The following is a 13104-nucleotide window of genomic DNA, read 5'->3' as shown; positions in this document are numbered from 1 at the left end:
CGAGGGGGCCAGCCGCCTTGGGGCGGCCCGGCGGCGGCTGCGCCTTGCACAATGCGCCCTCCACGAACAGGGAGGGGCTGCATGCACCGCCACCACGACGGCAGCGCCGGTGATGCCGACTACGGACGCATCGGCGACGGCTACGCGCAGTACCGCCGCCCCGAGCCGCGCATCGCGGCGTGCATCCGCGCGGCGCTGGGCGATGCGCGCTCGGTGCTGAACGTCGGCGCCGGGGCCGGCTCGTACGAACCGACCGATGTCGTGGTCACTGCCGTGGAGCCCTCGGCGTCGATGCGGGCGCAACGCCCGCCGCAGCTGCCGCCGGCGATCGACGCGACGGCCGAAGCCCTGCCCTTCGCCGACGAGACCTTCGACGCGGCGATGGCCAGCTTCACCGTGCACCAGTGGCGCGACTTGGCGCGGGGCCTGGCCGAGCTGCGCCGCGTGACGCGCGGGCCGGTGGTCATCCTGTCCTGCGATCCCGACGCGCTGGACCGCTTCTGGCTCGCCGAGTACGCCCGCGAGGCGATCGAGGTCGAGGCGCGGCGCTATCCGCGCATCGAGACGCTCGTGGCGGGGCTCGGCGGCGCGGCGCGGGTCGAGCCGGTGCCGATCCCGCTTCACTGCAGCGACGGCTTCGGCGAGGCCTACTACGGCCGGCCGGAGCGGCTGCTCGACGCCGGCGCGCGCCAGGCCTGCTCGGCCTGGAGCTTCGTCGCGCCGGCGGTGGTCGAGCGCTTCGAGCGCACGCTCGCCGACGACCTGCGCTCGGGCCGCTGGGACCAGCGCTGGGGCGCGCTGCGCACCCAGCCCACATTCGACGGCTCGCTGCGCCTGATCGTCGCCTGACGCTCAACTCCGCAAGACTTGTCAAACAGGGTCGTGGAACGATGGCGACATCGATTCCTTCCGGAGCCCGACCATGTTCCAGATCCAGCACCACGACGCCTTCACGGTGATCGGCCTGCCCCTGCGCACGAACAATCGCGAAGGCTTCCAGACCATCCCCGCGCACTGGCAGCGCTTCTTCGCCGAGCAGTGGGCCGGGCGCATCCCGGGCCGTCAGGGCGACGACGTGGTCGCGCTGTACACCGAGTTCGAACACGCCGGCCGCGACAACCTGGGCGATTACCGCTTCGTGATCGGCGTGCCGGTGCAGCCCGGCGCGGTGCCGCCCGAAGGCTGCATCCAGGTCGACGTGCCGGCCGTGCGCTGCGCCGTGTTCGAGGTCGAGCGCGGCCATCCCGAGCGCGTCGGCGAGGCCTGGCGCAGCATCTGGCAGCATGATGCCGACACCTTGCCGCGCCGCTTCACCTGCGACCATGAGCGTTACCAGCCCGATGGACACATCCACATCGCCGTCGGCCTTCGCTGAGGCCACGGCGGCGTCATTCAGGCGCTACGAGGCGCGCCTGCAGCGTGTGATCGAGCACGTGCACGCGCGCCTGGACGAACCGCTGGACCTGATGACCCTGGCCGACATCGCCTGCCTGTCGCCCTGCCACTGGCACCGCGTCTACCACGCGGTCTACGGCGAGACGCTGGCGGCCACGGTTAAGCGCCTGCGGCTGCACCGCGCGGCCGGACAACTGGCGAACACCACGCTGCCGATCGAGCGCATCGCCAGGCACGCCGGCTACCCCAACCTGCAATCTTTCACCCGCATCTTCAAGTCGGTGTACCGGCTGCCGCCGGCCCGCTACCGCGCGGCGGGCGACCACGCGGTGTTCCAGCAGGCGATCGCCGCCGAGGACGGTGCCCACGCGGCGGCCGAGGTGAAGCTCGTCGAGCTGCCGGCGATTCCCCTGGTCGCCGCGCCGCACCGCGGCTCGTACATGCAGGTCGGCCAGGCGTTCGACGGGTTGTACGGTCGCCTCGCCGCGCGCGGGCTGTCGCGGCCCGGCATGCGGGCCATCGCGCTGTACCTCGACGACCCCGGCTCGGTGGCCGAAGCCGACTTGCGCTCGTTCGCCGGCGTCTCCGGCAGCGCACCCGCCGACGCCCTGCCCGAACCGCTGCAGGCGATGGTCACGCGGCCGGGGCCGTACGCGGTGCTGCGCCACCGCGGTCCCTATGCGTCGATGCACGCGGCCTACCGCTGGCTCTTCGGCACCTGGCTGCCGCGCTCGGGCCACGAGGCCGACGACGCCGCGCCGATGCTCGAGGAGTACCTGAACAACCCGCGCGACACCGAACCGGCCGAGCTGCTGACGGACATCTGCCTGCCGCTGAAGGCTGCATGAGCCGCTGCGCGGCCGTGGGGGATTGCCGCTACGATGCGCGCCCTCTCGACCGCACCGACCCCGGCCTCCGCATGACCACGATCCGCCGCGCCACCCTCTCCGACCTCGAGGCGCTGGCCGCGCTCTTCGACGGCTATCGCCAGTTCTACGAACAGGCACCGGACCGCGCGCGCGCACGCGACTTCATCGCCGCGCGCCTGTCGAAGAACGAGTCGGTGATCCTGCTCGCCGAGGACGATGCCGGCCGGGCCCTCGGCTTCATCCAGATGTACCCGACCTTCTGCTCGATCTCGGCGGCACCGATCTACATCCTGTCCGACCTGTTCGTCGATCCCGCCGGTCGCCGCGCCGGTACCGGCCGCCAGTTGATGCGCGCCGCCGAGGAGCAGGCCCGCGCCGACGGCATGGTGCGGCTGGACCTGACGACGGCGCACACGAACAGCCTGGCTCAGGCGCTGTACGAATCGCTGGGCTGGCAGCTGGACCGGGTCTATCGCGCCTACAACAAGGCGATCGCCGATTGACGCCGCCGGCCTACTGCAGCTCCAGCACCATCACCGACCTCGCCGGCAGCGTGAACGTCGGCTGCGCGAAGTCGATGCGGCGGCCGCTGATCACGTCGCTGCCGCTCCCCTTGCCCGTCAGCATCTCGGCGAAGCGCGCGGTCTGCAGCGTGGTGTCGGTGCTGTTCTTGTTGAACACCACCATCACGCGCTTGGCGCCGTCGTGGCGGAAGAAGGCGTAGGTGCCGTTCTCCGGCGCGTAGTGCACCAGGCGGCCGGTGTGGATCACGGCCGCGGTCTTGCGCCAGTTCATCAGCTTGCGCACGAATGCCTGCACGTCGCGCTGCGCGTCGGTCAGGCCCGCACCGGTGCGCGCGTTGACCCGGTCATCGGCCCAGCCGCCAGGGAAGTCCTGGCGCGTCGCGCCGTCGTCGCGCTGCTTCGGGCTCGTCATCAACACCTCGGTGCCGTAATAGAGCTGCGGGATGCCGCGCATCGTCAGCACGTAGGCCAGCGCCATCTTCGTCAGCTGAACGTCCTCGTCGAGCACGCTGAACAGGCGCGGCACGTCGTGGTTGCCCTCGAACAGCACCATGTTCGACGGGTCCGGGTACAGCTTGTCGTTGATCAGGCCCTCGTACAGCTCGTTGAAGCCGCCGTTCCAGCTTTCGCCCGAGGCGAGCGCGCGGCGCAGCACGTAGTGCAGCGGGAAGTCCATCAGCGCCGGCAGGTGCGAGACATAACCGTCGGGATTCTTCTTGCCGCGCTGCCAGTACGACACCACCACCGGGTTACCGCTCCATTCCTCGCCGACGATGTTGAGCTTGGGGTACTCGGCAAGAACAGCCTTGGTCCACTGGGCGAGGAAATCACGATCGGAGTACCCCCAGGTGTCGGCGCGCACGCCGGCCAGGCCCGCGTACTCGATCCACCAGATCGTGTTCTGGATCAGCCAGGTCGCGAGCAGCGGCTGGCGCTGGTTCAGGTCCGGCATGTTCTCGGTGAACCAGCCGCGCATGAAGTTCTCGCGGTCCGACGGCGCGGCATACGGGTCGCTGACGGCGGTGCGCGCATGGCGCGTCGGCACGAAGCGGCCGTCCATCGTCAGCCAGTCCTTTGTCGGCAGGTCGGCCATCCAGTGGTGGCCGGAGCCGATGTGGTTCAGCACGATGTCCTGGATCGTGCCGATGCCGCGCGCGCGGGCGGCTTCGACGAGGCGCTTGTAGTCGTCGTTGCTGCCGAAGCGCGGGTCGACCCGGTAGCCGTCGGTGATCGCATAGCCGTGGTACGAATAGCTCGGCTGCTTGTTCTCCAGCAGCGGCGTGGGCCACAGCATCGTGTAGCCCAGGCCGGCGATGTAGTCCAGGTGCTGCACGATGCCGGCGATGTCGCCGCCGTGGCGGCCGCCGGAGATGTCGGCGCGGTTGGCCGGGTCCGGGTAGCCGGCGATGTTGTCGTTGGCCGGGTCGCCGTTGGCGAAGCGGTCGGGCACCAGGTTCAGGATCACGTCGCGGGGGCCGAAGCCCTGTCGCTGCGCCGAGCCGGCGATGCGCTCGTGCAGCTCGTAGGCACGGCGCGTTGATTCACCCGCGCGCGCGAGCACGAGGTCGAAGCGCCCCGGCTTCGCGCCCGCGCCGATCTGCAGGTCGACGAACAGCACGTTCGGGCTGTCGCCGCGCCGCTGGCCGCTCACCCGCAGGCCCGGTGCGCGCACCGTGGCGGTCGCGTCGCCGATGCGCGGGCCGTACAGCATCAGCTGCAGCCGCGGGTTCTTCATGCCTGTCCACCAGAACGGCGGATCGATGCGCTCGACCACCGGCGCCGCGGCGCGGGCGGCGAAACAGCACAGCAGCAGCAACAGCGTCAGGACGTGGCGCATGTGATCGACGGCAGAAGGGTTCAGGGCAGCGGGAAGTAGTCGACATCCGGCGGCGGCAGCGGCGTGCACTCGCTCGGGATGCGGCCGGCGGTGGACGTGATCAGCCGCAGCACGCGGCCGGGCTCGGCGCCCACCATGTCCCAGCCGAAGCGCCAAGTCCAGTTGTGATCGCCCATCGTGCCGGGCGTGTTCATGCGGTGCTCGCTGCCGAGGCCCAGCACGTCCTGGAACGGGCAGACCGACAGGTTGGCCACCGAGTTGTGGGCCGCGCGGATCAGCGCCCAGTGCACGTCGGCGCTCGAGCAGGCGAGGTAGGTGCCGGCGTAGTCGCGCTCGTGCGGCTTGGCTTGCGCCCACCAGCCGTGCACCGTGTCGTTGTCGTGCGTGCCGGTGTAGACGACGCAGTGGCGCGGGTAGTTGTGCGGCAGGAACTCGTGCGTGCCGTTGCCGCCGAACGCGAACTGCAGGATCTTCATGCCGGGGAAGTCGCAGCCGTCGCGCAGCGCGATGACGTCCGGCGTGATGTAGCCCAGGTCCTCGGCGACGATGGGCAGCTCGCCCAACCGGCGCGCGATGGCGTCGAACAAGGCCTTCCCGGGCCCGGGCAGCCAGCGGCCGCGCTGCGCGGTCGGGCTGTCGGCGGGGATCTCGAAGTAGCCCGCGAAGCCGCGGAAGTGGTCGATGCGGAAGACGTCGGCATGGTCCAGCGCGCGGTGCACGCGGTCGGCCCACCAGGCCCAGTCCTCGGCGGCCATGCGGTCCCAGCGGTACAGCGGATTGCCCCAGCGCTGGCCCAGCGGCCCCAGCTCGTCGGGCGGCACGCCGGCCACCACCGTCGGCTGGCAGGCGGCGTCGAGCTCGTAGAGGTCCGGGCGCGCCCAGACGTCGGCGCTGTGGTGCGCGACGAAGATCGGCAGGTCGCCCATGATGTGCACGCCGCGCTCGTTCGCATAACGCTTGAGCGACGCGGCCTGCTCGTCGAAGCACCACTGCACGAAGCGCCAGAATTCGATCTCGTGGGCCTGCGCGCTGCGTGCGGCGGCCAGCGCCTGCGGCGTGCGCTGCCGCAGCTGCGCATCCCATTCCCACCACGGCCGGCCGCCGTGCGCGGTTTCCAGCGCCATGAAGAGCGTGTAGTCGTCCAGCCAGTAGGCCTGCTGGTCGCACCAGCGCGCGAAGGCCGCGCGGTCGGCCTCCTCGGCCTTGGCGAAGAAGCCATGTGCCGCCGCGCGCAGCTGCTGCAGGCGCCATGGCACGACGCGGCCGAAGTCGACCCTCCGCGCATCGAAGCCGCCCTCGGCGCCACCGGGCAGCGCCGGCGCGGCGAGCCAGCCGCGCTCGACCAGCGGCTCCAGCGCCACCATCAGCGGGCTGCCGGCGAAGGCCGACACGCTCTGGTACGGCGAGTTGCCCGGCCCGATCGGCGCCACCGGCAGCCATTGCCACAGCGACTGACCGGCGCCCGCCAGCCAGTCGACGAAATGACGCGCGTCGGGGCCGAAGTCACCGATGCCATGCGGGCCGGGCAGCGAGGTGGGATGCAGCAGCACGCCGGCCGCGCGTTGGTGAAGGTTCATGTCAGTGTCCGTTGCTTCTCAGGACCAGCAGCGCACGCGCGGGCACGGTGACCGTGGCCACCGCGGGCAGCGCGTGGCCGCCTTGAAGTTCGCCGCTCGAATCGATCGCCACCTGCCACAGGCCCGACGGCAGCACGAAGGCCTGCGGCCGCGCCTCGGGATTGAAGGCCAGCAGCAGCCGTGCGCTGCCGTGCTCGCCGCCGGCCGGGTCCATCGGCGAGCCGAGGATCTGGCAGGCGAACGCGGGATGGGCAGTGTCGTGCCAGTCGGCCACGCTCATCTCGCGGCCAGCGGGCGTCAGCCAGGCCAGGCTGCGTTCGCCCCGCGCGGCGGGCGGCGCGCGGAACCAGCGGTCGTGCCGCAGCGCCGGCTCGGCGCGACGCAGCGCGAGCAATTCGGCGACGAAGGCCTGGAACGCGACGTCGGCATGCGCCCAGTCCAGCCAGGTCAGCGGCGAATCCTGGCAGTAGGCGTTGTTGTTGCCCTGCTGCGTGCGGCCGATCTCGTCGCCGGCATTGATCATCGGCGTGCCCTGCGCCAGCAGCAGCGTGGCCATCATCGCTCGGCGCACCCGCCGGCGCGTCTCGACGATCGCCGGATCGTCGCTGGGCCCTTCGGCACCGAAGTTCGCACAGGGTTCGCCGTCGCGGCCGTCGCGGTTGTTCTCGCCGTTGGCGTGGTTGTGCTTGGTGGAGTAGCTGACGAGGTCCGCCAGCGTGAAGCCGTCGTGCACGGCGATGTAGTTGATCGATGCGCTCGGCCGGCGTGCGCCGTGGTGGAACAGGTCGCTCGACGCGGTGAAGCGCCGCGCCAGCTCGCCGCGGCCGACACCGGAGCCCAGCCAGTAGCGGCGCACGCTGTCGCGGAACTTGTCGTTCCACTCGAGGAAGCGGCCCGGGAAGCGTCCGACCTGGTAACCGTCGTAGGCCACGTCCCAGGGTTCGGCGATGAGGTGTGCACGCGCGAGCACCGGGTCCTGGCGCAGCGCATGGAAGAAGCCGGCATGCGGATCGAAGCCGTGGCGCGTGCGACCCAGCACCGGAGCCAAGTCGAAGCGGAATCCGTCGACGCCGAACTCGTGTACCCAGCAGCGCAGCGAATCGAGCACGAACTGCGTGATGCGCGGATGCGCGGCGTTCACCGTGTTGCCGCAGCCGGTCAGGTTCTCGCAGCGGCTCTTGTCATCGTGCGACAGCCGGTACCACGCGGCATGGTCCAAGCCGCGGAAGGCCAGGGTCGCGCCGGTCTCGTCGCCTTCGGGCGTGTGGTTGTAGACGACATCGAGCACCACTTCCAGCCCGGCGTCGTGCAGCGTCGCCACCATCGCCCGGAACTCGGCGTTCACCGCGGCGGGATCGTCGGGCGACTGCGCGAAGCGCGGGTCGGCGCAGAAGAAGCCGAGCGTGTTGTAGCCCCAGTAGTTGATCATGCCGCGCGCGGCCAGCGCGGGTTCGTCGACGTGGTACTGCACCGGCAGCAGCGACAGCGTGGTGACGCCCAGTGCCTTGAAGTGCGCGATGGCCGCGGGGTGCGACAGGCCCGCGTAGGTGCCGCGCAACTCGGCCGGGATGCCCGGGTGCTGCATCGTGAAGCCCTTGACGTGCACTTCGTACAGCACCATGTCCGCGGGATCGATGCGCGGCGCATTGAGGCAGCCGGGCGCGGCCTGCGGCGGCGGCGCGACACGCGCCTTCGGCATCGCCGGGGCGCTGTCGCGCGCGTCGAGCGAGCGTGTGCCGTCGGGATGGCCGGTGGTGTAGCCGTGCAGTTCGGGCGACCAGTGCACCCGGCCCACGATCTCGCGGGCACACGGGTCCAGCAGCAGCTTGCGCGCATTGAAGCGGTGGCCGGCCTCGGGCTGGTGCGGGCCGTGCGCGCGCAGGCCGTAGACCAGCCCCGGCCCGACGCCGGGCAGGAAGCCGTGGAACACGCCGTCGTCCGGGCCGGCCAGCTCGTAGCGCCGCAGCTCGCGCACGCCGTCGGCATCGAACAGGCACAGCTCGATGCGCGTGGCGTGCTCGGAGAACACCGCGAAGTTCACGCCGCCGTCGCGTGCGAACGAGCCCATCGGCTCGGCGCGGCCGGGCTGCATCTGGTCGGGCAGCTTGAAAGAGGTCATGACGGCAACAGGATCAGCGTCGCGAGCGGTGGCAGCGTCAATAGCACCGATTGTTCGCGGCCATGGGCGGCCCGGCCCTCGGTGCGCAGCGAGTGCGAGCCGTTGCCGACGTTGCTGCCGCCGTACCAGGCCGAATCGGTGTTGATCGCCTCGCGCCACTGGCCGATGCCGGGCGGCACGCCGAGCCGGTAGTCGTGGCGCGGCACCGGCGTGAAGTTGCACACCACCAGCGCGACACTGCCGTTCTCGTCGCGGCGGATCCACGCGAAGACCGAGGTCTCGGCCTCATCGACCGCAATCCAGTCGAAGCCGGCCGCATCGTGGTCCAGGCGGTGCAGCGCGGGGGTTCCGCGGTAGACGCGATTCAGGTCCCGCACCAGGCGCTGCACCCCGGCATGCCGGGGGTCGCCGGTCAGCGCCCAGGGCAGCTCGGCATCGTGGTTCCATTCGGTCGGCTGCGCGAACTCCTGCCCCATGAACAGCAGCTTCTTGCCCGGGTGCCCCCACATGAAGCCGTAGTAGGCGCGCAGGTTCGCGAAGCGCTGCCAGTCATCGCCCGGCATCTTGCCCAGCAGCGATCCCTTGCCATGCACCACCTCGTCGTGGGAAAGCGGCAGCACGAAGTTCTCGCTGAAGGCGTAGACCATGCCGAAGCGCATCTTGTCGTGGTGCCAGCGCCGGTGCACCGGATCCTCGGCCATGTACTTCAACGTGTCGTGCATCCAGCCCATGTTCCACTTGAAGTGGAAGCCCAGGCCACCGGCGAAGGTCGGCGCGGACACGCCGGGGAAAGCGGTCGATTCCTCGGCGATCGTGAACGCGCCGGGACACTCGGCGCCGATCACCTCGTTGGCGCGCTTGAGCAGGTGGATCGCTTCCAGGTTCTCGCGGCCGCCGTGCACGTTCGGCAGCCACTCGCCGTGCGCGCGGCTGTAGTCGCGGTAGAGCATCGAGGCCACCGCGTCGACGCGCAGCCCGTCGGCGCCGAATCGTTCGATCCAGTACAGCGCGCTGCCGATCAGGAAGTTGCGCACCTCGTGGCGGCCGAAGTTGTAGATCAGCGTGTCCCAGTCCTGGTGAAAGCCTTCGCGCGGGTCGGCGTACTCGTAGAGCGCCGTGCCGTCGAACTTCGCGAGGCCGTGCTCGTCCGACGGGAAGTGCGCCGGCACCCAATCGAGCAGCACGCCGACGCCCTGCGCGTGGCAGGCGGCGACGAAGCGTTCGAAGCCGGCGGGCGAGCCGAAGCGCGAGGTCGGTGCGTACAGGCCCAGCGTCTGGTAGCCCCAGGAGCCGTCGAACGGGTGCTCGGTGATGGGCAGCAGCTCGACATGGGTGAAGCCCTGTTCGGCCACATACGCCGGCAGGGCGGCGGCCAGGGTGTCCCAGTCGTGGAACGCGCCATCGGGATGGCGGCGCCAGGAGCCCAGATGCACCTCGTAGATCGAGATCGGCGCACTGCGCTGGTTGGCGGCGGCGCGCCCCGGCGGCAGCGGCCGGGCCGGCGGCAGCGCGGCCACCTGGCTCGCGGTGTCCGGCCGCAGCTGCGCGGCATGCGCGAAGGGGTCGCACTTCAGCGGCAGCACGGCGCCGCCACGCTGCAGCAGCTCGAACTTGTAGCGGTCGCCCTCGCTCACGTGCGGGATGAACAGCTCCCAGATGCCCGAGCCGCCGCGTGAACGCATCATGTGGCGTCGGCCGTCCCAGCCGTTGAAGTCGCCGACCACGCTGATGCGCATCGCGTTCGGCGCCCACAGCGCGAAGCGCACGCCGGCCACCGCGTGCAGACCTTCGCCCAGCACCATCGGGTGCGCGCCCAGCACCTCGTAGGGCCGCAGGTGCCGGCCCTCGGCCAGGTAGTGCAGGTCGGCATCGCCGATCAGCGGGCCGTAGGCATAGGCATCGGCGTACTGGCCTTCGCTGCCGTCGGACCAGCCCACGCGCAGCCGGTGGTCGAAGCGTTCGCCTCGCCCGGGCAGCGCGGCCTGCCACAGGCCGTCGGCATGGATGCGCTGCAGTGTCGCGACAGGCTGGCCGTTCGCCACGTCGATCACCGCGACGGCGTCGGCCTGCGGCAGCAGCGCGCGCACGACGAGCCCGCCGGCGCCGTCGGCATGCAGCCCGAGCACGGCGAAGGGGTCCGGATGGCGCGCGGCCACCAGGGCATTCACGTCGTGATCGCTGAGCATCATGAACGAGAGAGGGCTTGCCGGGTGGCCTGGCTCAGGCCGCCCAGACCCGCCGGATGTAGTCGCCGATGGTACGGTCGACGCTGAACGGCCCCATGCCGGCGATGTTGCGCAGTGCGCTCGCCTGCCAGGCGGCCGGATGCCGGAACAACGCGTCGACGCGGGCCTGAGCCGCGCGGTAGTCGGCGAAGTCGGCCATCAGGAAGTACCTGTCTTCGTCGGTCAGCGACTGCAGCAGCGCCTGGTAGCGCGTGGTGTCGCCGCCCGAGAACGTGCCGTTGCCGATTGCCGCCAGCACGCGCTGCAGCACCGCATCGCGGTTGATCCAGTCCTGCGGACAGTAGCCTTGCGCCCGCAACGCCGCGATGCCTTCGGCGCGCTGGCCGAAGACGAACAGGTGGTCGACGCCGACGGATTCGGCCATCTCGATGTTCGCGCCGTCCCAGGTGCCGATGGTCAGCGCGCCGTTGAGCGCGAACTTCATGTTGCCGGTGCCCGAGGCCTCGGTGCCGGCGGTGGAGATCTGCTCGGACAGGTCGGCTGCCGGCAGGATGGCCTCGGCCAGGCTGACGCCGTAGTTGGGCAGGAAGACGAGCTTCAACCGGTCGCGGCAGCGTGGATCGTGGTTCACCACCTCGGCCACGTCGTGGATCAGCCGGATGATCTCCTTCGCCCGCACATAGGCCGACGCCGCCTTGCCCGCGAAGATCACCGTGCGCGGATGCCAGTCCAGCTGCGGCGCGTCGGCGATGGCCTGCCAGCGCGCGATCACCTGCAGCAGGTTCAGCAGCTGGCGCTTGTACTCGTGGATGCGCTTGATCTGCACGTCGAACAGGCTGGCCGGGTCGACGACGATGCCGGTGCGCTGCACGATCACCGCCGCCAGCCGCTGCTTGTTGGCCTGCTTGACCGCCTGCAGCCGCGCCAGCAGCGGCGCATCGCCGTCGCGTTCGGCCAAGGCCTGCAGCTGCGACAGGTCGGCGCGCCAGCCGCGGCCGATCGCCTCGTCGAGCAGCGCCGACAACCCGGGATTCGCCTGCATCAGCCAGCGCCGCGGCGTCACGCCGTTGGTGACGTTGGTGAAGCGCTCGGGCCACAGCCGGGCGTGGTCGGCGAAGATGGTTTGCGTCATCAGGCGCGAGTGCAGCGCCGACACGCCGTTGACGGTGTGCGACGCGGCGATCGCCAGCGCGGCCATGCGCACGCGGCGCCCGGGGCGTTCCGCGCTGCCTTCGTCGATCAGCGACAGGCGCGCGGCGAGCGCGTCGTCGCCCGGGTGCAGCACGCGCACTTCGTCCAGCAGGCGCTGGTTGATCAGGAAGACGATCTCGAGGTGCCGCGGCAGCAGCTCGCCGAAGAGCGCGAGGTCCCAGGTCTCCAGCGCCTCGGGCATCAGCGTGTGGTTGGTGTAGCTGGTGGCGTCGCGCACCGTGCGCCAGGCCTCGTCCCACGGCAGGCCGTGCTCGTCGAGCAACAGGCGCATCAGCTCGGCCGGCGCCAGCGCCGGGTGCGTATCGTTCAGGTGCAGCACGTTGCGCGCGCCGACGTCGGCCGGCGCACCGCCTTCGCGCAGGTGCCGCGCCAGCAGGTCCTGCACCGAGGCGCTGACCAGCAGGAACTCCTGCTTCAGCCGCAGCCGCCTGCCGGCCGCGGTCGAGTCGTCCGGGTACAGCACCCAGTTCAGCGCCTCGGCGTCGTGGCGGTGCGCGGCGGACGCCGCATGCTCGCCGCGGCAGAAGGTCGCGAAATCCAGGCTGCGCGGCGCCTGCGCCTGCCATTGCCGCAGCGTCGACACGCGTTCGGTGCCGTGGCCGGGCACGACGAAGTCGACCGCCTGCGCGATCACCGTCTCAGCCGGCTGCCACTGCCTGCGGCCGTCGGCATCCACCACGCAGCCGCCGAAGCCGACCGGGTAGCGCAGCTCCGGCCGCACCAGCTCCCAGGGCTGGCCGTTGCGCAGCCAGTCGTCGGGATGCTCGACCTGGCGACCGGCCTCGATGGCCTGCGCGAACATGCCGTGTTCGTAGCGCAGGCCGTAGCCGAAGGACGGCAGGCCGAGCGTCGCGAAGGCATCGAGGAAACACGCGGCCAGGCGCCCGAGTCCGCCATTGCCCAGCGCCGCGTCGGGCTCCTGTTCCAGCACGTCGGCCAGCGCCGGCGCGCGGTCGCCGAAGGCCGCCGCCACGTCGCCCTCGATGCCCAGCGCCGACAGCGCGTTCTGCAGCGCCCGGCCCATCAGGAACTCCATCGACAGGTAGTGCACGCGGCGCTGGCTCGGGGCGCGGCGCGCGTCGTCGCCCTGCGTCACCGCCCAGCGCGCCGCCAGCAGCTGGCGGCTGGCCAGCGCCGCGGCACGCAGGCAGGCCGAGGGGCTGGCCGGGTCGGCGTGCTGCGCCAGCTCGCGCTGGTAGGCGGCATGGAATTCGGCGAGAGTCGGCAGGCCGATCGGGCCGGTGGCGCTGGCAGCAGCGACGGGATGCAGGTGCGCGGTCACGGTGGTCATCGCAGGCGGGATCGATGCAAGGGCCGCAGTATCGCCACAAAGCCACTCATCATGTAGTTTCGCTACATCTGGATTTCCCTGATTGACTGCTAAG

At 71.0% G+C, this 13104-nt stretch carries 9 protein-coding genes; 4 read left to right on the top strand and 5 right to left on the bottom strand.

Features of this window, described 5'->3' with window-relative positions; translation table 11 throughout:
* Positions 1–81: 81 nt before the first annotated feature.
* The 4 genes from P1K89_RS01245 (at position 82) to P1K89_RS01230 (ending at position 2767) form a co-directional block, all read left to right on the top strand.
* Positions 82–849, top strand: a complete 768-nt coding sequence (locus tag P1K89_RS01245) for a class I SAM-dependent methyltransferase (RefSeq protein WP_284614534.1) — start codon at positions 82–84, stop codon at positions 847–849.
* 73 nt (positions 850–922) lie between these two features.
* The gene (locus tag P1K89_RS01240; protein WP_284614533.1) at positions 923–1375 is read left to right on the top strand and encodes a GyrI-like domain-containing protein; all 453 of its coding nucleotides are present in this window, start codon (positions 923–925) and stop codon (positions 1373–1375) included.
* On the top strand, positions 1341–2243 hold the full coding sequence (locus P1K89_RS01235) for an AraC family transcriptional regulator (RefSeq protein ID WP_284614532.1): 903 nt from the start codon (positions 1341–1343) through the stop codon (positions 2241–2243). Before P1K89_RS01240 ends, P1K89_RS01235 begins: the two co-directional genes overlap by 35 nt.
* Positions 2244–2314: 71 nt before the next feature.
* Positions 2315–2767, top strand: a complete 453-nt coding sequence (locus P1K89_RS01230) for a GNAT family N-acetyltransferase (protein WP_284614531.1) — start codon at positions 2315–2317, stop codon at positions 2765–2767.
* 10 nt (positions 2768–2777) lie between these two features.
* Here P1K89_RS01230 and P1K89_RS01225 read toward each other — a convergent pair whose 3' ends face one another.
* Genes P1K89_RS01225 through P1K89_RS01205 form a run of 5 tightly spaced genes read right to left on the bottom strand, consistent with a single transcriptional unit; the run spans position 2778 to position 13010 of the window.
* Positions 2778–4625 (bottom strand): glycoside hydrolase family 13 protein, encoded by a 1848-nt coding sequence (locus P1K89_RS01225; RefSeq protein WP_284614530.1) that lies wholly within the window; start codon positions 4623–4625, stop codon positions 2778–2780.
* A gap of 20 nt (positions 4626–4645) precedes the next feature.
* Positions 4646–6202 (bottom strand): 4-alpha-glucanotransferase, encoded by a 1557-nt coding sequence (malQ, locus tag P1K89_RS01220; RefSeq protein ID WP_284614529.1) that lies wholly within the window; start codon positions 6200–6202, stop codon positions 4646–4648.
* A gap of 1 nt (position 6203) precedes the next feature.
* The gene (glgX, locus tag P1K89_RS01215) at positions 6204–8321 is read right to left on the bottom strand and encodes a glycogen debranching protein GlgX (protein ID WP_284614528.1); all 2118 of its coding nucleotides are present in this window, start codon (positions 8319–8321) and stop codon (positions 6204–6206) included.
* Positions 8318–10507 (bottom strand): 1,4-alpha-glucan branching protein GlgB, encoded by a 2190-nt coding sequence (gene glgB / locus P1K89_RS01210; RefSeq protein ID WP_284616287.1) that lies wholly within the window; start codon positions 10505–10507, stop codon positions 8318–8320. Before glgB ends, glgX begins: the two co-directional genes overlap by 4 nt.
* A 34-nt stretch (positions 10508–10541) precedes the next feature.
* Positions 10542–13010 carry a glycogen/starch/alpha-glucan phosphorylase gene (locus P1K89_RS01205; RefSeq protein ID WP_284614527.1) on the bottom strand — a complete coding sequence of 823 codons (2469 nt, stop codon included), beginning with the start codon at positions 13008–13010 and terminating at the stop codon, positions 10542–10544.
* Positions 13011–13104: the final 94 nt, after the last annotated feature.

Origin of the sequence: Aquabacterium humicola, assembly GCF_030167915.1 — a bacterium.
In the GTDB taxonomy this organism is placed as follows: Bacteria; Pseudomonadota; Gammaproteobacteria; order Burkholderiales; family Burkholderiaceae_C; genus Pseudaquabacterium; species Pseudaquabacterium humicola.
Note: the sequence above shows the minus strand (reverse complement) of the source record. Positions and strands in the feature narration are given on the sequence as shown.